This window comes from Rhodovarius crocodyli, from assembly GCF_004005855.1.
Lineage (GTDB): Bacteria > Pseudomonadota > Alphaproteobacteria > Acetobacterales > Acetobacteraceae > Rhodovarius > Rhodovarius crocodyli.
Map to the genome: position 1 here is coordinate 164,255 of NZ_SACL01000005.1, position 21,678 is coordinate 185,932.

At 70.8% G+C, this 21,678-nt stretch carries 18 protein-coding genes; 8 read left to right on the plus strand and 10 right to left on the minus strand.

Features of this window, described 5'->3' with window-relative positions; genetic code table 11:
* Positions 1 to 101: 101 nt before the first annotated feature.
* The 5 genes from EOD42_RS15650 to EOD42_RS15670 form a co-directional block, all read right to left on the minus strand.
* Positions 102 to 2,630, minus strand: coding sequence for a penicillin-binding protein 1A (locus tag EOD42_RS15650; protein WP_240655177.1), 2,529 nt, complete (start codon positions 2,628 to 2,630; stop codon positions 102 to 104).
* 268 nt (positions 2,631 to 2,898) lie between these two features.
* Positions 2,899 to 3,996, minus strand: a complete 1,098-nt coding sequence (locus EOD42_RS15655) for a branched-chain amino acid aminotransferase (protein WP_127788494.1) — start codon at positions 3,994 to 3,996, stop codon at positions 2,899 to 2,901.
* A 99-nt stretch (positions 3,997 to 4,095) separates the two neighbouring features.
* Positions 4,096 to 4,692, minus strand: a complete 597-nt coding sequence (locus EOD42_RS26175; protein WP_206020370.1) for a histidine phosphatase family protein — start codon at positions 4,690 to 4,692, stop codon at positions 4,096 to 4,098.
* Positions 4,693 to 4,731: 39 nt separating this feature from the next.
* Complete coding sequence (locus EOD42_RS15665) at positions 4,732 to 5,718, minus strand: ABC transporter ATP-binding protein (protein WP_127788495.1); 987 nt, start codon at positions 5,716 to 5,718, stop codon at positions 4,732 to 4,734.
* Positions 5,715 to 6,752, minus strand: coding sequence for an ABC transporter ATP-binding protein (locus tag EOD42_RS15670; RefSeq protein ID WP_127788496.1), 1,038 nt, complete (start codon positions 6,750 to 6,752; stop codon positions 5,715 to 5,717). Before EOD42_RS15670 ends, EOD42_RS15665 begins: the two co-directional genes overlap by 4 nt.
* 181 nt (positions 6,753 to 6,933) lie before the next feature.
* On the opposite strand from EOD42_RS15670, the gene EOD42_RS15675 reads away from it, so the two are divergent.
* Complete coding sequence (locus EOD42_RS15675) at positions 6,934 to 7,179, plus strand: Lrp/AsnC ligand binding domain-containing protein (protein WP_127788497.1); 246 nt, start codon at positions 6,934 to 6,936, stop codon at positions 7,177 to 7,179.
* Here EOD42_RS15675 and EOD42_RS15680 read toward each other — a convergent pair.
* Positions 7,158 to 8,666, minus strand: a complete 1,509-nt coding sequence (locus EOD42_RS15680) for a M81 family metallopeptidase (RefSeq protein ID WP_127788498.1) — start codon at positions 8,664 to 8,666, stop codon at positions 7,158 to 7,160. The genes EOD42_RS15675 and EOD42_RS15680 overlap by 22 nt on opposite strands.
* A gap of 68 nt (positions 8,667 to 8,734) precedes the next feature.
* On the opposite strand from EOD42_RS15680, the gene argE reads away from it, so the two are divergent.
* The gene (argE, locus tag EOD42_RS15685; RefSeq protein WP_127788499.1) at positions 8,735 to 9,889 is read left to right on the plus strand and encodes an acetylornithine deacetylase; all 1,155 of its coding nucleotides are present in this window, start codon (positions 8,735 to 8,737) and stop codon (positions 9,887 to 9,889) included.
* Positions 9,874 to 10,839 carry a M14 family metallopeptidase gene (locus tag EOD42_RS15690; protein ID WP_127788500.1) on the plus strand — a complete coding sequence of 322 codons (966 nt, stop codon included), beginning with the start codon at positions 9,874 to 9,876 and terminating at the stop codon, positions 10,837 to 10,839. The genes argE and EOD42_RS15690 overlap by 16 nt, the downstream gene beginning before the upstream one ends.
* A gap of 30 nt (positions 10,840 to 10,869) precedes the next feature.
* Here EOD42_RS15690 and EOD42_RS15695 read toward each other — a convergent pair whose 3' ends face one another.
* Both EOD42_RS15695 and EOD42_RS15700 read right to left on the minus strand, forming a co-directional pair.
* On the minus strand, positions 10,870 to 11,343 hold the full coding sequence (locus EOD42_RS15695) for a hypothetical protein (protein WP_127788501.1): 474 nt from the start codon (positions 11,341 to 11,343) through the stop codon (positions 10,870 to 10,872).
* A 4-nt stretch (positions 11,344 to 11,347) separates the two neighbouring features.
* The gene (locus tag EOD42_RS15700; RefSeq protein ID WP_127788502.1) at positions 11,348 to 12,325 is read right to left on the minus strand and encodes an adenosine kinase; all 978 of its coding nucleotides are present in this window, start codon (positions 12,323 to 12,325) and stop codon (positions 11,348 to 11,350) included.
* A gap of 239 nt (positions 12,326 to 12,564) precedes the next feature.
* On the opposite strand from EOD42_RS15700, the gene EOD42_RS15705 reads away from it, so the two are divergent.
* The 3 genes from EOD42_RS15705 (at position 12,565) to EOD42_RS15715 (ending at position 14,718) form a co-directional block, all read left to right on the plus strand.
* Positions 12,565 to 13,140: a bactofilin family protein gene (locus tag EOD42_RS15705; RefSeq protein ID WP_240655178.1), complete on the plus strand. Its 576-nt coding sequence runs from the start codon at positions 12,565 to 12,567 to the stop codon at positions 13,138 to 13,140.
* Positions 13,141 to 13,251: 111 nt separating this feature from the next.
* Positions 13,252 to 13,803: a hypothetical protein gene (locus tag EOD42_RS15710; RefSeq protein WP_127788504.1), complete on the plus strand. Its 552-nt coding sequence runs from the start codon at positions 13,252 to 13,254 to the stop codon at positions 13,801 to 13,803.
* Positions 13,804 to 13,806: 3 nt separating this feature from the next.
* Positions 13,807 to 14,718, plus strand: coding sequence for an AEC family transporter (locus EOD42_RS15715; RefSeq protein ID WP_127788505.1), 912 nt, complete (start codon positions 13,807 to 13,809; stop codon positions 14,716 to 14,718).
* Between the two features lie 35 nt (positions 14,719 to 14,753).
* Here EOD42_RS15715 and EOD42_RS15720 read toward each other — a convergent pair whose 3' ends face one another.
* Positions 14,754 to 15,659 (minus strand): NAD-dependent epimerase/dehydratase family protein, encoded by a 906-nt coding sequence (locus tag EOD42_RS15720; RefSeq protein ID WP_164867961.1) that lies wholly within the window; start codon positions 15,657 to 15,659, stop codon positions 14,754 to 14,756.
* 80 nt (positions 15,660 to 15,739) lie between these two features.
* On the opposite strand from EOD42_RS15720, the gene pdxR reads away from it, so the two are divergent.
* Positions 15,740 to 17,281, plus strand: a complete 1,542-nt coding sequence (gene pdxR, locus EOD42_RS15725) for a MocR-like pyridoxine biosynthesis transcription factor PdxR (protein ID WP_127788507.1) — start codon at positions 15,740 to 15,742, stop codon at positions 17,279 to 17,281.
* Here pdxR and EOD42_RS15730 read toward each other — a convergent pair.
* Positions 17,256 to 18,662, minus strand: coding sequence for an MFS transporter (locus tag EOD42_RS15730; RefSeq protein WP_127788508.1), 1,407 nt, complete (start codon positions 18,660 to 18,662; stop codon positions 17,256 to 17,258). The two genes, pdxR and EOD42_RS15730, sit on opposite strands and share 26 nt — an antisense overlap.
* A 393-nt stretch (positions 18,663 to 19,055) precedes the next feature.
* Between EOD42_RS15730 and EOD42_RS15735 the strand changes: the two genes are divergently transcribed.
* Positions 19,056 to 21,560, plus strand: coding sequence for a glycosyltransferase (locus tag EOD42_RS15735; protein WP_127788509.1), 2,505 nt, complete (start codon positions 19,056 to 19,058; stop codon positions 21,558 to 21,560).
* The last annotated feature ends 118 nt before the right edge of the window (positions 21,561 to 21,678 follow it).

Below are 21,678 nucleotides of genomic sequence, written 5' to 3' on the forward strand. Positions count from 1 at the left end.
ATCTTCTTTTTCTGAAGAAAAAGAAGCAAAAAGACTTCGTGAGTTTTAGGGAGACCCAAAACTCACAAAAGTTTTTTGGTTCTTTTTTACAAAAAAGAACGTCAATAAATCCCACCCAAATTCTGCTCCACCCGCTCGGCGGCACCCGGCGAGAAGCTATCCACCGGCTGCGCGCTGTTCTCCGTGCCCGGGCGGAACGCCTCGATGATGGACTGCCCGTTGTCGTGCTGGATACGCACCAGCGACACGCCCGGAGGCGCGCGGAACGGCACGGCGGGGCTGCCCTGCAGGGCGGCGGCCATCACGTCGCGGAAGATGGGCGCCGCGTTGCTGCCGCCGGCCTCGCCATTGCCCAGGCTGCGCGGGTCATCGAAGCCGACCCACACCGCGACCACGATGTCGGGCGTGAAGCCCACGAACCAGTTGTCCTTGTAGTCGTTGCTGGTGCCGGTCTTGCCGGCGACGGGGCGGTTGAGGCCCGCACCGGCGCGGCCGCCGGTGCCGCGCTGCACCACGCCCTGCAGCATGTTCACCATCTGATAGGCGGCGATGGGGTCGGTGATGCGCCGGCGATTGTCCTCCAGGCTCGGCACCTGCTCGGGGCCGGCGCTGCAGCCCTGGCAGCCGCGCGTGTCACCACGCCACACCACCCGGCCGCGCTGGTCCTGCACGCTGTCCACCAGGGTGGGGTTCACGCGCCGCCCTCCATTGACGAAGCCCGCATAGGCCGCGGCCATGCGCGCCACCGTCGTCTCGCCCGCACCCAGGCTCATCGCCAGATAAGGCTGCATGTTCTCGATCACGCCGAAGCGGTTGGCCACATCGGCCACGCGCTCCATGCCGACCTGCTGGGCGATGCGCACCGTCACCAGGTTGAGGCTTCGCTCCAGCGCCGCGCGCATGGACACGGCCGAACCCGTGGCGCCGCCGCTGTAGTTGCTGGGGCGCCAGACGCCGGCGCCGGTCTGCACCTCGACCGGCGTGTCCAGGAAGCGCTGGTTGGGGGGAATGCCCTCCTCCAGCGCCGCCAGATAGACGAAGGGCTTGAAGGAGGAGCCGGGCTGGCGCAGCGCCTGGGTGGCGCGGTTGTACTGGCTGCGGTCGAAGCTCCAGCCGCCCGCCATGGCCAGGATGCGGCCGGTGGCCGGGTCCAGCGCGACGACGGCGCCCTCGACCTCCGGCACCTGGCGCAGGCTGACGCGGCCCTGGCGCTGGGCGTTGGGCTCCACCATCACCACGTCGCCCACGGAAACCACGTCGCCCATGCGGCGCGGGGCGTTGCCCAGGCGCGGCGTCTCGTTCGGGCGGCCCGGCAGCTGCGGCCGCGCCCAGGCGAGGTCGGAGAGATCCATCACGCCCTCACGCGGGATCAGCGTGCGGGCGGGGCTGCGCTCCAGCCAGGAGACGCGGGCCTCCGTGTTGCTCACCTGGCGCACGACGGCCAGCTGCCAGGAGGCCAGCATGCCGCCGGGTCGGGGCGTGGCCTCCAGGCCCGGCTGCCAGTCCTGCGGGCCGGCGGCGATGCGCGCCGCGGGGCCGCGCCAGCCGCCGCGACGGCGGTCGTAGTTCATCAGCCCGGTGTGCAGGGCCGTCTCGGTCGCGGCCTGCAGGTCGGGGTCCAGGCTGGTGCGCACCACCAGGCCACCGCCGCCGGTCTGTTCGGCGCCGAAGCGGGTGACGAGCTCACGCCGCACTTCCTCGGTGAAGTGCTGGCCCACCGCCACCATGTCGGGGCGGCGGGTCGGGCGCGTCACCAGGGGCTCGGCCTGGGCCGCGCGCATCTCCTCCTGGGTGATGGCGCCGTCCTCGGCCATGCGTTCCAGCACCCAGTTGCGGCGGGCACGCGCCGCGTCCGCGAAGCGGGCCGGGTTGTAGTTGTTGGGCGCCTTGGGCAGGGAGGCCAGGAAGGCCATCTCCGCGATGGTCAGGTCATCCAGGCCCTTGTTGAAATAGGCCTGGGCGGCGGCCGCCACGCCATAGGCCTGGGCACCCAGATAGATCTCGTTCAGGTAGATCTCGAGGATACGGTCCTTGCTGAGCGTGTTCTCCAGCCGGATCGCCAGCAGCGCCTCACGCGCCTTGCGCAGCAGCGTGCGGTCCGAACCCACCAGCATGTTCTTCGCCACCTGCTGGGTGATGGTCGAGGCACCCTGCATGCGCCGGCCCGACCCGCGCTCACGCGCATAGGTCACGAGGGAGCGCACGATGCCCATGGGGTCGATGCCGTGGTGCTCGCGGAAGCGCTGGTCCTCGGCCGAGATGAAGGCGCGCTGCAGCCGGGCGGGAATGGCCTCGATCGGCACAAAGACGCGGCGTTCCACGGCCAGCTCCGCCATCAGGCGGCTGTCGGCGGCATAGATGCGCGACATCTGCTGGGGGTGATAATCGGCCAGCCAGCGATGGTCCGGCAGATCCGCCTGCAGGCTGGCATACATGCCCAAGCCCGCCACGCCGCCCGAAAGCACCATCACCGTGGCGCCCACCGTCATCAGCCGCAGGATGCCCCAGCCGCGCGCGCGCTTGCGCCCCTTGCGCGGCTTCTCCTGCTTCTCAGGCTTGGGTGCGGGCGCGGCCGGGTCGTGGGATGGCGTTGCCATCCGCCCTTCGGCGCGGAAATCGTCTTCGGCCATGCTGTCGGTCTAAGTCCCCTGGGCGACGCGCCTGCTCACACGGGCGTGCGCGATGCGGCGTACATGGTGAATGCCGCTCAGGGGAAGAAGTATCGCACGAACGAATGATTTTCAGAAATGCGCGGTGGCGAGGGCAGATGCCCGGCTTTGCAGGCGGATCAAGGCGCTGCCGGGCGATGTTTCAAAGTGAAATCGGGGGAACATCAGGGGCTTCCCCCACCAGAGACCTGGGCGCGTGTCGGGGGCAGAGCCCCCCACGGCCGTCGCCTTACGCCTCCACCGGCACCTTCACTTCGCTGGTCCAGCCATGCGGGTCGTTGCTGTGCCCGTACTGGATGCCGATGATCGCGTCATACAGCTTCTGGGTCAGCGCGCCGGTCTGGCCGTTGCCGATCTTGATGTTCTCGCCCTTGTAGCCGAGCTCACCGACCGGGGAGACGACGGCCGCGGTGCCCGTTCCCCACATCTCCTTCAGGGTGCCGTTGCGGCCGGCTTCCATCACCTCGTCGATGCTGATCTTGCGCTCGGAGACCTTGTGGCCCCAGTCGCGCAGCAGCTGCAGGATGGAGTTGCGGGTCACGCCGTCCAGGATGGTGCCGGCCAGCGGCGGGGTGATCACCTCATCGCCGATCTGCATCATGATGTTCATGGTGCCGACCTCGTCGATCCACTTACGCTCGACGCCGTCCAGCCACAGCACCTGGGTGTAGCCGGCGCGCTCGGCCTCGGCCTGGCCCGAGAGGGAGGCGGCGTAGTTGGCCGCCGTCTTGGCCTCGCCCAGGCCACCCTTCACGGCGCGGACATGGTTGTCGGAGGCCAGGATGCGGACCGGCTTCACGCCTTCCTTGTAATAGGCACCGACCGGCGAGCAGATCACGAAATAGGTGTAGCTGTGCGAGGGATGCACGCCCAGCATCACGTCGGTCGCGATGATGGTCGGGCGGATGTACAGCGAGGTACCGGGGGTGGAGGGCACCCATTCATGGTCGACGCCCACGATCGCCTCGAAGCTGCGGCGCACCAGATCGGCGTCAAGCTCGGGCATGCACAGGGCGCGGGCGGACTTGTTCAGGCGCTCCGCATGGCGCTGGGCGCGGAACAGGCGGATCTTGCCGCCCTCACCGCGATAGGCCTTCAGCCCGTCGAAGATGGCCTGGCCGTAGTGCAGGACGGAGGTCGCGGGGTCGAGCGTCAGCGGGCCGTAGGGCACCACGCGCGGGTCGTGCCAGCCCTTGCCCTCGGTGTAGTCCATCATGAACATGTGGTCGGTGAAGACCTTGCCGAAGGCCAGCGTGTTGTCGGCGGGACGCTGGGCCGGGCTCCGGGTCCGGGTGACGCTGATGGGGGTCTCGGTCGGGCTGGACATCGCAGGGTTCCGCAAGCTTGTTTCGCTGGCCTTCATCCTATCGCAACATCCATGCGCGAATAGTCCCGCACGGGCACATTGCACCCATGCGGTGACGGATTAGGTCAATGCCTCTGCCCTGACCACGCCCAGGTGCCGCCAGCGCCCGGAATCGGGAAGGAACAAGGCGAGGCTGCCTTCCGGGAACTCCGCCTGGGACAGGCCGCGCCCCAGGATCAGGCCGAGCGGGACGATGTGGCCGACCATCACGCGATGACCGGGGGCGGGCCGGGCCAGCAGGGCGGAGACTTCCGCCGCGTCCTGCGCCGGATCGCGATGGGCGTAGTCGTCGGCGACCAGGGCGGGGTGGATGCGGGCATCGCCGAAGGCCAGACGGGCCGTGTCCTGGGCGCGGTACACCGGGCTGGTCAGGGCCTCGGCCACCTGGACGCCACGCCGGCGCAGGCCTTCGCCCAAGGCGCGCGCCAGCGCCTCGCCGGCCGGGCTCAGGTTGCGCTGGCCTGCGCGGTCATGCAGTCGGCCGGTATCGGCCTGGCTGCGGTCGGTGATGGAATGGCGCATGTAGATATTGAGGCCCGGCGCGGGCGGAGCCAGCAGCGCCATGGCCTGCTCGGTGGTCAGCAGACCGTCGGCGCGGGCAAGCGCCGACAGATCGAGAAGCGGCAGGGCGAGGAGCGGCAGGGCGCGGCGGAGCATGACCGCATGCTGCCCGAACGGCGGCACGCCGCGAAACCCCTAACCCAGCTTGATGCACCGCCCGCGCCGATCGCCGCCCAGCTCCACCATGGGCGGGATCGCATCCAGGCAGGCCTGCTCCGCCAGCGCGCAGCGGGGGGCGAAGCTGCAATTCATGGGCTTCGTCGCCAGGCTGGGCGGCGCGCCGGGGATGGTCGTCAGCTTCTTGCCGCGCATGTTGCCATGCACGGTGCTGTTCAGCAGCCCGCGGGGATAAGGGTGCGCCGGGCCGGACATGAAGCCCGCCACCGGCCCTTCCTCGACCACCTTGCCGGCATACATCACGGCCACCCGGTCCGCGATCTCGCCGGCCACGCCCAGGTCATGGGTCACGAAGATCACGCCCATGCCCAGCTTCTGCTGCAGTTCGCGCAGCAGCAGCAGCACCTGGATCTGCACCGTGGCGTCCAGTGCCGTGGTGGGCTCGTCGGCCAGCAACAGCTTGGGCTTGCAGGCCAGCGCCACCGCGATCATGGCGCGCTGGCGCAGGCCGCCTGACAGCTCATGCGGATAGGCCGCGAGCCGCCGCTTGGCGGAGGGGATCTGCACCAGTTCCAGCAATTCCAGCGCGCGGGCATCGGCGGCGGAGCGGGAGACGCCCTCATGCCGCTGCACGGCCTCCGCGATCTGCCGCCCGATGGTGAAGACCGGGTCCATCGCCGTCATCGGCTCCTGGAAGATCATCGAGACATCGCCGCCGCGATAGCGCGACAGTTCCCGCTCGCTCATCGCCATCACGTCGCGGCCCGCGACCTCGACGCTGCCCGAGACCTTGGCGAATTTCGGCAGCAGCCGCATCAGCGCGCGCAGCGTGACCGACTTGCCGGAACCGGATTCGCCCAGGATGCACAGCACCTCGCCCTGGGCGAGGTCCATGTCCACGCCATTCACCGCATGCACGGTGCGGTCGCGCGTCTGGAAGGTGACATGCACGTCGCGCAGCCGCATCAGCGGCGTGGCGGCTTCGGGCTTCAGGGCGGCGCTCATGCCGTGGCTCCCGCCTTGCTGTGGCCGCTGGCCGGGTTGGCGATGTGGCAGGCGGCCAGATGGCCGCCGCCGAGGTCCGCCATGATGGGCTTGGACGAGGCGCAGATGTCCTCGGCCAGCGGGCAGCGGGTGCGGAAGCGGCAGCCGCTGGGCGGGTTCACCGGGTTCGGCGGGTCACCGGTCAGCGGCGGGCTGGTGCGCCGCATCGCCGGGTCCATCGACGGCCGGCTGGCCAGCAGCGCGCGTGTATAGGGGTGGGCGGGCTTCTCATAGATCGCGTCCACCGGGCCGATCTCGGCCACCTCGCCCAGATACATCACCAGCACGCGGTCGCTGATGAACTGCACCACGTTCAGGTCGTGGCTGATGAACACATAGGTCAGGCCGAACTGTTCCTTCAGCTCGACCAGCAGGTTCAGCACCTGGGCCTCGACCGATTTGTCCAGCGCCGAGACGGGCTCGTCCAGGATCACGAGGCGCGGACGCAGCGCCAGGGCGCGCGCGATGTTCACGCGCTGGCGCTGGCCGCCCGACAGCTCATGGGGGTAGCGGCGGGCGAAGCTCTGCGGTGCCAGCCCCACGGCGGCCAGCAGGTCCCGCGCGCGGGTCCGGGCCTCGGTGTCGCTCACGCCATGCACCTTGGGCGCGAAGGCGATGCTGTCCTCGATGGGCAGGCGCGGGTTCAGCGAGGCATAGCTGTCCTGGAACACCATCTGCACCTGGCGGCGATAGTCGCGCAGCGCGATGCCGCCGGCATTGCCCTCGCCCACCGCCTCACCGTCGAAGATCATGCTGCCGGTATCGGGCGGCATCAGGCGCATCAGCAGCCGGGCGGTGGTGGATTTGCCGCAGCCCGATTCGCCCACGATGCCCAGCGTCTCGCCCTTCTCCACCGTGAAGGTCACGCCATCCACGGCGCGCACGGTGGCGACGGTGCGGCCGAGCAGCCCGCCCTTGATGGGGAAGTGCTTCTGCAGCCCCTCCAGCGTCAACAGGGGCTGGGCGGGGCCGCCGCGATCGAGATGCGTATCCATGGCCGCAGGGTAGCGCCCCGAGGGGCGGCAGCGGAACGAAGCCGGCGGGTGCCCCGGCGGGGCCACGGCCGCCATCTGCCGCTTCCTTGGGCAGAAGCCCCGGGCCCTGCTCCCCCTTGGGCCCGGCTTGTGCGACGCACGCCGCCCCGTCATCCTGCGCCCACCCGATGGGAGAGTTCCGATGCGCGCTATCTTCGTCCTGATTAAATGCGAGATGGGTGCCGCCTATCGCGTGGCCCGCCACATGGCCGACAGCATCGAGGAGCTGTCGGAAATGCACTCGATTTCAGGCACCTACGACCTGCTGGGCAAGTTCTACCTGGAGCCCGACCAGGATGTGGGCCTGTTCGTGGTCGACAAGGTGCAGACCGTCGCCGGCGTGAAGGACACGCTGACGATGTTAACTTACAACGCCTTCACCGCGTAGGCGGCGTCCGCGTCCAGCGGATAGACCGGCCTCGGCAGCCGCTTCCAGGTGAAGTTGGTCAGCACGGGGCTGGTCAGGCCTGCGGTATCCACTTCGAACACGCGCCCGGGCGGGGCGAATTCGTCGAAGCCCGCGCGGAAATGCCCGCGGCTTTTGACCACGATGCAGCGCGCGGCGGCCAGGTCGATGCCGTGCATCTCCAGCGTGCGCGGCTCATGGCATTGCCGGCGCAGGCTGATCACTACCACCTCCAGCCCGCTGCCCTCCAGCCGCAGACGCGCGCTGGGGCCGAGGTTGAACGCGCGCCCCGCCATGGTGCCGCGCCGGCCGACCGCGCGGCCGTCGGTCAGCGTCACCACCGTGGCGCGCGCCGTCATGGGGCGGCTGAACTCGCTGGGGCTGCGGTTGAAGCGGGCCTCGAACACCGCGCCCTCGCCCAGCGCATGGGCTTCGGCGGCGAGCTCCGGGTCCACGAACAGGCCCAGCACCACGCCGGGCACCTCGGCCTCATGCAGCGCCCGCAGCAGCCAGGCGGTGTTGCCGCGCCCGCCGCCGCCCGGGTTGTCCCCGCTGTCGGAGAAGATGACGGTCGCCTCGGCATCGCGCGCGACCGTCACGGCCTCCTTCACGGACAGCAGCGTGCGGGTATGGCGCTCCCGCTGGGCCCAGGCCTTCTGCGCGAGGGTCCGGGCCGCCGCATCCGCCACGTCCTGGCTGGTCGCGGTGGTGTTGATGGTGATGCCGCATTTCGGCAGGTCGCTGAACACGAAGCCGCCCGTGACGCTCACATTCAAGAGGGCGGGGTCGGCCTCGACCATCGCCTCGCCCATGCGGATCAGGTCGGCATAGGGGCCTTCGGCGGTCAGCAGCGTCACGGTGGGGGGCGTCAGCGGCAGGCGGATGAAGGCGCGGTGCGCGCGCGTGCCGCCCAGCAGCAGGCGCAGCATGTCCGCGGCCTCGGCGGCGCGCGGCGCCTGGTCCACATGCGGGTTGGTGCGATAGGCGATCAGGCTGTCGCAGTTCGCCACCAGCTTCTCGCTGACATTGCAGTGCAGGTCGTGCGTCACGACGATGGGCACGCCCGGCCCCACGATCTGCCGCACCATGGCCAGCAGCGTGCCGTCGCTGTCCTCGTCGCCGGTGGCGGAGGACGCGCCGTGGCTCGCGACATACACCGCATCGACCGGCAAGGCGCTGGCCAGGCCGCGCCGCACCGTATCCAGCATGCGCAGGAACAGTTCCTGCGCGATCGGCCCGCCCGGGGGCGCGCCCCACATCGCGATGGGCCTGGGCGTCCAGTCGCCCGTCTCGTCCATGCGGCGATAGAAGCCCGGCAGTTCCGCCGGCAGATGTGAACCCTGGGAGCGCGCGAGCGGCGTGATGGCCTCGCCCTCCTCCCAGCACAGCGCGCGGAAATCCGCCTCGGTCGTGGTGGGGGCGAACGCATTCGCCTCCAGATGAATACCCAGGATCGCTACAGTCGGCATCGAAAACCACCCCCGATTGCCAGGGAGCCTGTCACGACTAGGATGGAGCCGAAAGAGGCACAGGGGACATGCGGGAGCAGGCCATCGCCCATCTGGCGACGCTGGTGGCGTTCGACACCACCAGCCGGAACAGCAACCTGCCGTTGATCCGGTGGGCCGAGGCGGAGCTTCTGCGCCACGGCGTGGCCGCGCGCGTGATCGACGTGGACGGCAAGGCGAACCTGCATGCCGTCATCGGCCCGCGCGTGGCGGGCGGGGTGGCGCTCTCGGCCCATGTGGACTGCGTGCCGGTCGAGGCCCAGGCCTGGACCAGCGCCCCCTTCACCCTGCGGCGCGACGGCGGGCGCCTCTACGGGCGCGGCACGACGGACATGAAGGGCTTCGTGGCCTGCGTGCTGGCCATGGTGCCGGAATTCGCCGCCGCCCCGCTGCTGCGCCCCATCCATATCTGCCTGACGCATGACGAGGAGACGACCTTCGACGGCGCGGAACGGCTGATGCCGGAACTGGCCGCCGACGCCCCGCCGCCCGCCTGGTGCGTGGTGGGTGAGCCGACCTCGATGCGCCCCGTCATTGCCCACAAGGGCTATGCCAGCTGGGATGTGGCCGTCACGGGCCTCTCCGGTCATTCCTCGCGCACCGACGCCACTGCCAACGCGCTGATGGCCGCGGCCGAGGCCATCGCCTGGCTCGCCGCCGAGCAGCGCCGCTTCATGGCCGAGGGCCGGCGCGTGGAGGGCTTCAACCCGCCCCACACCACCGTCCATGCCGGCACCTTCCACAGCGGCACGGTGCTGAACATCGTGCCCGACCGCGCCGACTTCACCTTCGAGGTCCGCACCGTGCCGGGCGACGACGCGCGTGAGGTGCTGGCCCGTTTCCAGGCCGCGCTGGAGGGCGAGATCATGCCCCGGCTGCGCGCCATCCACCCCGCCGCCGGCTTCGCCATCGCGCGCCGCGCCTTCGCGCCCGCGCTGGGGCTCGCGGAAACCCACCCGCTCACCCTCGCCACCCAGCGCCTGACCGGGCGCAACGGCGCCGCCCGCGTCAGCTACGGCACGGAGGCCGGGTATTTCGAGCAGGCCGGCGTCGCCGCGATCGTCTGCGGCCCGGGCGACATCGCCCAGGCCCATCAGCCCGACGAGTTCATCGAGGAAGACGAGCTCGACGCCTGCCTGGGCTTCCTCCGACGCCTGACGGAGCGCCAATGCCAGCCGAGCTGAACCCGGCCCTGGCGGCGCTGGCGGCCGGCGAACCCGGCCCGCCGCCGCCCGTGCGCATCGCCCGCCCGGACCTGCGCCCCTGGGTGGAGGGCAATGTCGCGCGCGGCGCCTGGTCCTTCGAGGGGCCGGCGCCGGGCCCGCACATCTGCATCCTGGCCCTGACCCACGGCAACGAGATCGCGGGGGCCGTGCTGCTGGAACGCTGGCTGCGCCAGGGCTTGCGGCCCGTCGCGGGCCGGCTGTCGCTGGTCTTCGCCAACCTCGACGCCTTCGCCCATTTCGACCCGGCCGACCCCGTGGCCAGCCGCTTCGTCGAGCAGGATTTCAACCGCGTCTGGAACCCCGACCTGCTGGACGGCCCCGGGCGTTCCAGCGAGCTGCGCCGCGCCCGCGTGCTGCGCCCGCTGATCGAAAGCGCGGACATCCTGCTGGACCTGCATTCCATGCTGTGGCCGGCCGACCCGCTGCTGCTCTCACCGGACAGCCCCCGCTGCATCGAGCTGGGCCTGTCGCTGGGGGAACCGCCGCTGGTGGTGGCGGACCAGGGGCATGAGAGCGGGCGACGGGTGGTCGATCACCTGGCGGCGCTCGGCCGCCGCGCGGTGCTGCTGGAAGCCGGCGACCATTGGGAGCCCGAGACGGTGGCCCGGATGGAGCGCGCGGCGTCCCGGCTGCTGCATCTGCACGGGCTGCTTCCCGGCGCGGCGGAACCCATGGCTCCCTCACGGCTGGCGCGCGTGACCGAATCCATCACGGCCCGCAGCCCCAGCTTCAGCTTCATCCGCCCCTTCCGCGGCGGTGAGGTGCTGGCCGAGCCCGGCACGCTGATCGCGACCGACGGCAGCCGCGAGATCCGCACCCCGCACGAGAACTGCCTGCTGGTGATGCCCACGCTGCGCACGGCGCCGGGGGTGACGGCAGTCAGGCTCGCGAGGTTCGAGGAAGCCTAGGGGAAGCAGTCGGGGGCCGCGCCCCCGCCCTTACCGGCGCCCGCGCCGACGCGGCCGGTCCAGCGCCGCCAGCGCCAGGTCGGTCTGGTCCATCGCCGTCTTCAGGTCGCCACGCCCGGCCGCCAGCCGCGCCGCGGTGATGCGCGCCACCGGGCCGTTCTGCACCGGCTCACCCGCGCGGGTCGCGGGGGTGGAACGCGTCAGCAGCCGGGACTCGGCGCGTTCCAGGAACTCGATCGCCTGGCCGGCGCGCCGCGCGGTCAGCGCCGCATGGGCGGAGCGCAGCAGCCCCGCCGCATCGTCGACGCCGGCGGCTTCCGCCTCGGCCGCCGCGCGGTTCTGCTCGGGCACCCAGGGGGTCGCGGCCGGGTTGGCCCGGGCGCGGTCCTGCTCGCGCACCGCGCCGTCCACCTGCGCCACCTGCTCGGGGTGGCCCCGGCCGTGATGCGCGGCCGCGGGGCCGGCCAGGACAGCCAGGGAAAGAAGAAGGGCGGTGGCGCGCATGGGTTCAGGCTCCGACGAGGGTCTTCAGGTCACGCTGCGGGCGCGGGCCGAAATGGCTGATCACCTCGGCCGCGCAGGCGCTGCCCCACTGGCCGGCCGAGGCCAGGTCCAGCCCGCGCGTATGGGCGGCCAGGAAGCCGCCGGCATAGGCATCGCCCGCGCCCGTGGTGTCCACCACCTGGGTCGGCACGGCGGCCACCTCATGCACCGCATCGCCCGAGACGATGAAGCTGCCCTTCTCGCTGCGGGTCAGGGCGGCGATGCCCACCTCGGCGCGCACGGCGGCCTGGGCGGCGGCGAAGTCGTCCGTCTCGTACAGGCTGAGGATCTCGGCCTCATTGGCGAACAGGATGTCGCATTCCTCACGCACGAAGGCGCGGAAGGCATCGCGGTGGCGGCCCACGCAGAACGGGTCGGACAGGGAGAGCGCGACCTTGCGGCCGGCGGCATGCGCCGCGCGGGCGGCGGCGCGGAAGGCGGCCTGGGCGGCCGGCGGGTCGAACAGATAGCCTTCGAGGTAGACGACCTGGGCGCGGGCCACCTCGGCCACGTCCACATCCTGCTCGCCGAAGGTCACGCAGGCGCCCAGATAGGTGTTCATCGTGCGCTGCCCGTCGGGCGAGACCAGGATCAGGCAGCGGGCCGTGGGGGCGCCGCCCTGCAGCGGGGGCGTCGGGAAATGCACGCCGACGGAGCGGATGTCATGCGCGAAAACCTGGCCCAGCGCGTCCTCGGCCACCTTGCCCAGGAAGCCCACCTTGGCGCCCAGCCCGGCGGCGACCGCGCAGGAATTGGCGACGGAACCGCCGCTGCTTTCCACGCCCGGGCCCATGGCGGCATAGATGCCTTCCGCCTGCTCGGTGCTGATGAGGGCCATGCCCCCCTTGTTCATGCCGCGCGCGGCCAGAAAGGCATCGTCGGCGCGGGAGATGACGTCGACGATCGCGTTGCCGATGCCGAGGATATCGAGGGAGGCTGTCATGCTGCCCGCATAGCCTCCGCACAGGCAGGCGTCCATCGGAGTGCGGAGCGATACGCCCCCGACATGTCCCCATCGCGGGAGTTTTGGCAGATTCTTAAGACGAATCCTGCATGGGGCAATTGTGCGGGGCGGGCCGGGGCGGTAAGCCTCGGTGAAATCTCCGACTACCGAAGGGGCATTCACGCATGGCGATTTTCGGACGCAAAAAGGAAGACACTCCCGCTGCCCCCGAGGCACCCGTGACCGTGCCAGCGGCGCGCGATGCCGACCTGACCGCCGCCAACCTCCGCCCCGCAGCCCCGGCGCCCAGCCCTGCCAAGGAAGCCCCCGCATTGAGCCAGTCGATCCGTCCCACCGCCGCCCCTGCCCCGAACGCGCCGGCCGGGCGCCCGGGCCTGCCGACGCCCGGCGTGGGCGTTCCGGCCCGCCCGAACCAGGGCGGCCTGCCCGCCTCGCAGAGCGACCGCCGCACCCTGACGGTCGGCAAGGGCATCAGCGTCCAGGGCACGGTGTCCGACTGTGAGCGCCTGGTCGTCGAGGGCACGGTCGAGAGCGAGATGCTGCAGGCCGCCGAGCTGTCCGTCGGCCAGACCGGCGTGTTCCGCGGCGAAGTGCAGGTCGAGGACGCGGAGATCGCGGGCCTGTTCGACGGCACCATCACCGCGCGCGGCAACCTGATCATCCGCGCCACCGGCAAGGTGAACGGCGTGGCGCGCTGCAAGCGCCTGTCGGTCGAGGATGGCGGGCAGCTGATGGGCCGCATGGAAATGCTGACCGACGGCCCGGCGGCCCCCCGCCCCGCTCCCCAGGTCTGAGTATCCAGTACCCCCGTCCTTCGGGGCGGGGTTTCTTCTACACTTCTCCCGCTAGGGGTTCGCGCCGTGACGCCGCGCTGGATGGCCCGCCTGATACCAGCCCACTTGCTGGTGGCCCTGTTGCCCGCGGCCTGCGCCGCGGGTTCCGACGCGGGTGATGCAACGCGTGAGGCGTTGACCAGCACCCGCGCCAGCCTGGTCGCACTCGGCCAGGCGCCCGAAGCCCCTCCCTCTCAGCCCGCGCCGCGCCGCGCCACACCCGTGCTGCGCAGCGCCGAGGTTTCCGCGCGTGAGGCCAGCAGCCGCTGGCCGGAGGCCCGGACGGTGGCGCTGCCCGTGGGCGCCGTGCCCACCCATGCCGGCGCGATGATGGGCAGCAGCCCGGAACGCGTGATGGAATGGCTGGGTGAGCCCGAGCTGCGCCGCATGGAAGGCCCGGTCGCGATCTGGCTCTACACCGGCTCCGCCTGCCAGCTCGATATCCTGTTCTACCCGACGGCCGAGGGGCTGCGCGCCGCCCATGTGCAGGCGCGCGCCGGCAGCCTGGCCCAGCGCACCGAAACCGCCTGCCTGCGCGACCTGGCGGGCCAGGCCCGCCGCCGCGCCAGCCCCGCCGGTGCCTTGATGCCCCGCTCGGCGCTGCCCGCCGAAGCCGGGGCCTGAGCGGTGTTCGCCGCCTATCTCGACGCCTTCGTGCCCGCTTTCGGCCTGCTGGTGCTCGGTGCCTTCCTGAAGCGCCGCCTGCTGCCGGACGACACGATCTGGGCGGGCATGGAGCGGCTCATCTTCTGGGTGCTGCTGCCCAGCCTGCTGGTGGGTGCGATCAGCGAGGTGAAGATGGGCGAGGTGCCCATCCTGGGCATGCTGGCCGCGATCTGGATCGGCCTGGGCCTGGGCACCGTGCTGTCGGTCATGATCGCGCGCGCCTGGCGGCAGGATCATCCCGCCATGACCAGCGTGCTGCAGGGCGGCATCCGCTTCAACAACCTGATCGGCTTCGCCATTGCGGGCGCCATCATGGGCGCGCCGGGCGTCACGCTGGGCGCCGTGGCCACCGGGCTGATCGTGCCTTTCGTGCAGCTGATGACGACCGTGGCCTTCGCGCTCGGCCGCCCGGGCCGGCTGAAGCCCCTGCTGCTGCTGCGCCAGATCTTCCTGAACCCGCTGATCGTGGCCTGCATCCTGGGCTTCGTCATCGCGGGGCTGGGCGGGCTGCCGCCCGGTGTGAAGCCGCTGGTGCGCAGCCTGGGCCAGGCGACCATCGCGCTCGGCCTGCTGGCGGTGGGGGCGGCGCTTTCCCTCGGCGCCCTGCGCGACAGGCTGTCGCTGCAGTTGGTCACCACCACGCTGAAGCTGCTGGTGGTGCCGGCCATCACCTATGCGCTGTGCCTGGCACTCGGGCTGGATCCGCTGGCGACCGCCACCGCCGTGCTGTTCATGGCGCTGCCCACCGCGGCCACCAGCTATGTCATGGCGCGCGCCATGGGGGGCGACGCCCCGCTGATGGCGGCAATCACCACCATCGAGCATATGCTGGCGGTGGTGACGCTGCCGCTGTGGATCACGCTGCTGCGCTAAAATAATGCTCGTTCTTTTTCTACAGAAAAGGAACGTCACCGCGCGCCCGTATAATCCGCGATCAGTGCCGCCAGGTCTGCATCCGCCCCGATCCCCAGCGCGCTGGCGTGGGCCGAGACGAAGCGCTTCGGCCAGCCATCCACCACCTTCTGCGTCACCGGGTCCGGCACCATGCGCACCAGCCGCCCGGCGTCGCCCAGGGCCGCGATCATCTCAGCGATGCTGACGGTCAGCGCCGGCAGGTTCATGGCGCGGCCCGGCGGCAACTCCGCCTCCGGCAGGTCATAGAGCGCCAGCAGCGCCCGCACCACGGCCCCCACCGAGGCCACGGGAATGCGCGTCTCGGGCGAGAGCGGGCAATCCACCTCCCGTCCGGCCAGGGGCTCGCGGATGATGGCGGCTACCTGGTCGGACACCACGGGCAGCGAGGCACCGGGGCGCGTCAGCACGATGGGCAGGCGCAGGGCGCGGCCGTCGATCTCGCGGCGGCGGCTGTGGTCTGCCAGCAGCAGTTCCACGATGGCCTTCTGGGTGCCGTAGCTGGTGGTGGGCGTCTGGCGCAGATCGTCCTGCACCGGGTCCGGCAGGTCGCCGCCGAACACGGCGATAGAGCTGGCGAAGACGATGCGCGGGCGGTTGCTGGCCCGCACCAGCCGCTGCACCGGCGCCACATGCCCCGCCCAGGCGGCGGCCGGGTCGCGCTCTGCCTCCAGCGTCAGGGTCGCGGCCAGATGGAACACGCTGTCGCAGCCCAGCCCGGCCAGGATGTCCAGATAGGCGGGGTCCGCCAGCTCTCCCACCAGGGCGGTGGTGCCGGGGGGCGGGGTGAACTCCACTCGGTCGGCCAGGAACAGCTTGTCGGCCTGATACCCCCTGGCCAGCAGGGCCGCGACCAGACGCCGCCCCAGAAAACCCGCGGCCCCGGTGATGAGTATGCGCATTCTTGAGCTCCCCGTTTCGCTCATCCTGCCTTGCGGCCGGACGCCGGCCAAGGTGGCATTGAATTTGCTTGGCTATGGGCATGCTGGATTTCTCCGCCCCACCGCCGGCGCGCGGCCGGGACCACTGGTCGGCACTGCTGGACCTGGCGGTGGAGCATGGCTCGGAGCAGCCGCTGTTCCAGCAGATCTACCTGGGCTTCCGCGATGCCATCCTGGCCCGCCGCCTGGCCGCGGGCAGCCGCCTGCCCTCCACCCGGCTGCTGGCCGAAAGGCTCGGGGTCTCCCGCACCTCCGTCCTCAGCGCCTATGAGCAGCTGCTGGCCGAGGGTTTCGTCACAGGCCGTGCCGGATCAGGCACTTTCGTGGCCGAGGACGCGGCGCCCGACCTGCTGGCGCCCGGCGCGCCGCCCGCCCCGGCGCAGCCCGCGCCGCCACCGCAGCTGTCCCGCGTGGGCCAGCGCTGCGAGGCCCTGGCGACCGCCCTGCCCGTTCCGCCCGGCCTGCCTTTCGCGGCCGGCTGCTGCTCGGTCGATGCCTTGTCCATCCAGGCCTGGCGGCGCACCGGCATGGAGCTGATGCAGGGCTTCGACCCCTCCAACCTGAGCTATGCCGACCCCTCCGGCGACCTCGCCCTGCGTGAGGAAGTGGCGAAATACCTGCGCGCGGCGCGGGCGGTCCGCTGCGAGCCGGAGCAGATTCTGATCCTGTCCGGCGCGCAGCAGGCCATCGACCTGTCCATCCGGGTGCTGCTGAACCCGGGCGACGCGGTCTGGGTGGAGGACCCGGGCTATCTGGCGACGCGTGAGGCATTGGCGGCGGCGGGTGCCAGCCTGATCCCCGTGCCGGTGGACCGCGAGGGGATGGTGGTCGAGGCCGGGCTGCGCCTGGCCCCGGAGGCACGCGCCGCCTACATCACCCCCTCTCACCAATACCCGACCGGCGCGGTGATGAGCCTGCAACGGCGGCTGGAGCTGCTGGCCTGGGCCAAGGCCACCGGCAGCTGGATCATCGAGGACGATTACGACAGCGAGTTCCGCTATGTCGGCCGGCCGCTGGCCTCGCTGCAGGGGCTGGAGGGGGGCGAGGCGGTCATCTATGTCGGCACCCTCAGCAAGATGCTGTTCCCCGGGGTGCGGATCGGCTTCGCGGTGGTGCCCCCGGCATTGATCCCGGCCTTTCGCGGCGCGCGCTTCCTGGCGGACCGCAACCCGCCCACGCTGCAGCAGGCGCTGGTCACCAGCTTCATGAAGCGCGGCTTCCTGACCAGCCACATCCAGCGCATGCGCCAGCGCTACCGCGCCGCGCGCGATACGGTGGTGGAGGCGATGATCCGCCATCTGGGCGATGTGGTGGAGCTGGAGATGCCCGAATGCGGCATCCAGCTGACGCTGCATTTCAAGGTGCCGGTGGATGACGTGCGGGTGGCGCAGGCGGCGCTGAGGCATGGGGTGGTGGTGAAGGCCGTCAGCCCGCATTACCTGGGCACGCCCGCGCGATCGGGGCTGGTGCTGGGCTATTCGGGCTTCGACACCCACCGGCTGCGCAGCGCCGCCGCCCTGCTGGCCAGGGCCGTGCGGGAAGTGATCGCGGAGGGTGCTAGCTCTTCCGGCGCTGGCCGCTGACCTCATGGCCGATATCGGCCGGCAGCCTGGCGTAGAACGGCGCTGACAGGGCACTGACCAGCCCCGCCACCAGGAAGCCCACCGAGAAGTCCTGCACCGCGAGATCATGCCGGCCATGGGCCCAGGCGCTGATCTCCAGCGTGGTGGTGGCCAGCACGGTGCCGAGCGCCGGCGCCATCTGCTGGGCCATGCCCATGAAGCCCGTGCCGGCCGATAGCCGGTTCTGCGGCAAATCCGCGAAGGCCAGCGTGTTCAGGGAGGTGAATTGCAGGCTGCGGGCCAGGCCCGACAGCGCCAGCCAGATGAACATCGCCCAGATCGGCCAGCTGGGCGTGAACATGGCCGAGCCCGCGAGCGTGACCGCGGCCGCCAGCCCGCCCCAGACGACCGTGCCCCGGAAGCCCACCGCGCGCAGGATGGGCCGGGCCAGCGGCTTCATCATCAGGGCGCCGAGCGCGGTCGCGAAGCTGACGAAGCCCGCCTCCGACGCCGCCCAGCCGAAACCCACCTGCAGCAGCACCGGCACCAGGAAGGGGCTGGCGCCCGCGCCGATGCGGAACAGCGAACCCGCGAACAGCGCGGCATGAAAGCTCGGCACCTTCAGCAGGGTCAGGTCCAGCGCCGGGCGCGCCGCCCGCCTGCAGTGGCGGATGGCGAAGCCGCCGGTGATGATGCCCAGCACCAGCGCGACCTCCGGCCAGGCGGTGGGCAGCACATGGCGCCCGATCGTCTCCAGCCCGATCATGAACAGCGTCAGCGCGCCGCCCACCAGCAGCAGGCCGCGCGCGTCGGGGGGCCCCGGGTCCTCCACCTGCATGGCCGGAATTTTCCAGGCCACCATCAGCAGGCCCAGCACGCCCACCGGCACGTTGATCCAGAACACGCTGCGCCACCCCGCGAGGTCCGTCAGCACGCCGCCCAGCATCGGCCCGGTGATGGGGCCCAGCATGGCGGGCATGGTCAGCCAGGCCATGGCGGTCAGCATCTGGTCCTTGCGCAGGCCGCGCAGCAGCAGCAGACGGCCCACGGGCACCATCATGGCGCCGGCCAGCCCCTGCACCACGCGGGCCACGACCAGCCAGGTCAGCCCGTCCGCCAGGCCGCACATGGCCGAGGAAGCGGCGAACAGCGCGATGGCGAACATGAACACGCGCTTGGGCCCGAACTTGTCCGCCACCCAGCCCGAGACCGGGATGAACACCGTCAGCGCCACCAGGTAGCTGGTGATGGCCACGCCCAGCCGCGCCGGCTCCTCCCCCAGGTCCCGCGCCATGGAGGGCAGCGCCGTCGTCACGGCCGCGCTGTCCAGGTTCTGCATGAACAGCGCGCTCGCCACGATGATGGCGGTCAGACGGGGATCTTTGGGCGCTGCCTCGGACATCAACGCCATGGATACGCGCGGCGCAGCCCGCGCGGAAGCGTCCCTCTTGCAACCGGCGGGGCTTATTTCTCCGTCACGGCAGGGGCGCGGCAAACAGTTTCCCACGCAAAGAATTGAACTGCATGTTTCTAGGCGGGTTCGTTCCGAAGCCCGATATGAGGGGCGGGGTTCAGTTGAGTTCCGCAACGTTATCGGGAGTTGGGAAAGGCCTCAGATATCGGCTGCAGCCTTGCACAACGCCCGGCGTAACAATATTGTGATATCCTTAATCTATTTGATGCTCTCTGCATTTTTTTCGTTCAGGAAATCATCTGCTGCGGTGCGATAACCCGGCATCTCCGATAACATTGTCATCGCAGGTTCCAGCGAGGAACCGCTTCTTTGGGAGTGGTAATGAGCGAGACGCCCCTGACTGGCGAGCGCGAGCGGCGATGGTCTCTACTGTCGCACAGCGTGCCGCGCGTCAGCCATCCGGCCGCAGGGCGTGTCTATGGTCATGTCCAGGTATCGCCGCGCCTCCTGCCCCTGCCGCCGACGATCCGGCTCGGCTGGTTCCTGACGCTGGCCGGCGCCGACATGGTGGGCCCCCGCTTCGCTGAGGGGCGCATCCAGCTCATCTCGACCGACGCGCCTGACCGCTTCGCCTTCACCGCCGATGCGGCGGCCATCGCGGATGCGCACGGCGCGCCCCTCGCCACCCTCTGGATCGACCTGGTGCAGGAAGGCGAGTTCTGGTTCTGCGACCTGGACTGGAACGCCCTGCGCATCGACCTGGCGATGGCCCGGCCGCTGCTCGGCTCGCCGCTCGGGGCGGGGCTTCTGCAACGCGCGCTCAGCACCAGCGGCGACCTGGAACTGCTGGGCACCATCCAGGCGGCAGAGCAGCGCCATCACATCGGCGAATCGCTGCGGCGCGGCCTCCTGGCCAGCGAGGGTCTGCTGCCGGCATCCGCCCCCCGACGCCGCACTGCCGCCCCGGCCGAGGCCGTGACCGCCGGCCTGCGCCAACAGGCCGCGGGCATGCCCGGCTCCTTCGGCGCGGGCACCGTGGCCGGCGCCCAGCCGCGCCAGCTGCTGGCGGCCCTGCTGGCCCAGGAACCCTGGCCCGCCTTCGAACTCGCGGATGCCGACTATTTCCAGCGCTCCCGCGTCGAGCACAACCACCTGCGCCTGCCGCTGACCTCCGCAATGCTCGATGCGCTGGCGACCCAGTCGGGCGCGGCCATGGCGCGTGCCTTTTCCTCGCCGGATGCGCTGCGCCACTGGTGGCTGTTCGACATCGTGCTGCCGCACCCGCTGCCGGCGGAGGCCCTGCCCCACGATCACCGCCGCTACTGGCAGCGGTTGGTGGTGGCCGATGCCATCGCCCCCGCCAACCGCTATGTCGCGGAGGCCTGGGAGCAGCATCAGGCCCGGCATCCCGGCCAGGGCGGCTCCCTGCACGACGCGGCGGACCGGCTGGCCTTCCAGCTCTCGCTCGTGCTCGAAAGCTGGACCGACCACCGCCGCCTGTCGCTGCTGGGCGACGACGCCATTTCCTTCTGGGCGCAGCGCGTGGCCTTCGGCGGCCGCTTCATGTCGCTGTTCACCCTGCTGGCCGCGATGGCGGCCGAGGTGGAGGACGCGGCGGATGCCGTGGCGGCCGAGCAGACCCTGCTCTCCCAGGTCGAGAAGGTGGAGGCCCTGGTCGCCGAGCAATGCCCGGCGCTGATGCCGCTGCTGGACCAGGGCAGCGCGCGCCGGGCGCAGCAGCGCCGCCAGCCCGTGTATCTGATCGGCCAGCGCCATGCGCTGGGCATGGGCCAGGCGCTGCGGCTGAGTGCGGAGGCGCTGGGGCGGCTCGGTGTCGCCACCCGCATCTTCGACGCGGATGAGGCGCAGCCGCTGATCGTCACCCCCTCCGGCAGGCTGCTGCCCTGGCAGCCCGGCCATCAGCGGGAAGCCCAGGCGCCCGCCGAGGGGTTCGACAAGCCCATCAGCCTGTTCTTCTGCGGGGCGGACGCCATGCGCGACCTGCTGCGCAGCCAGACCTTCTCCGGCGTCACGGCGCGCAATCGGGTGGGTGCCTTCCCCTGGGCCTTCGCCGATGTGCCGCCCACCCAGGCCGCCGGCCTGAAGGAGGTGGACGCGCTGTGGGCGCCGACGGACTTCGTCCGTCAGGCTTTCGCCCGCACCAGCAACCGGCCGCTGGCCACGCTGGGCGTGCCGCTCTCCCTGCCCGAGAACCTGCCCGACCCTTACCCGGAGCTTCTGCCGGACCGCGCCTCGACCTTCGTGTTCTTCTCGGCCTTCAACCCGGCGGCCGGGCTGCGGCGCAAGAACCCGTCCGCCGCCATCTCCGGCTTCATCCAAGCCTTCCCGAACGGGACGGAGCCCGTGGCGCTGGTGCTGCGCATGCCCGATGGCGGGGTGGACGAGCTGTCCGACCCCTATGGCGAATGGTCGCTGATCCAGCAGGCCGCGGCGCGCGACCCGCGCATCATCCTGCTGGAGGAACGCGGCTCCGACGAGCGCGCCCTGTCCTTCGTGCGCCATGCCGATGCGATCGTCTCGGCGCACCGGTCGGAGGCTTTCGGCCTGCTCTGCGCCCAAGCCCATTATTACGCCCGCCCGCTGATCGCCACCGGCTATTCCGGCAACATGGATTTCTGCAACCCGGACAACAGCTGGCTGCTGGATTTCAAGCTGCGCGACGTGCAGCCGGGTGAGCTTCCCTTCGACATCCGCACCCAATGGGCCGATGTGAAGATCGACCATGTGGCCGTCCAGATGCTGGCGGTGCTGCACCAGCGCGACCGCGCGGCGGAACGCGCGCAGCGCGGCCAGGCCCTGGTGCGGGAGATCTACGCGCCGGCGCATTTCGACCAGAAACTGCGGGAGCAACTGGGCGCGCTGTGAACGCCGCCTCACAAAGGCGTGCGCGTGAGTCCGAAAATTGCGCGGAAACGCTGGCATTGTAGCGTTTCCGTGCCCTGGCACGATTCTTGAATGTTTCAGAGTGTAGGGGCGGTTGACC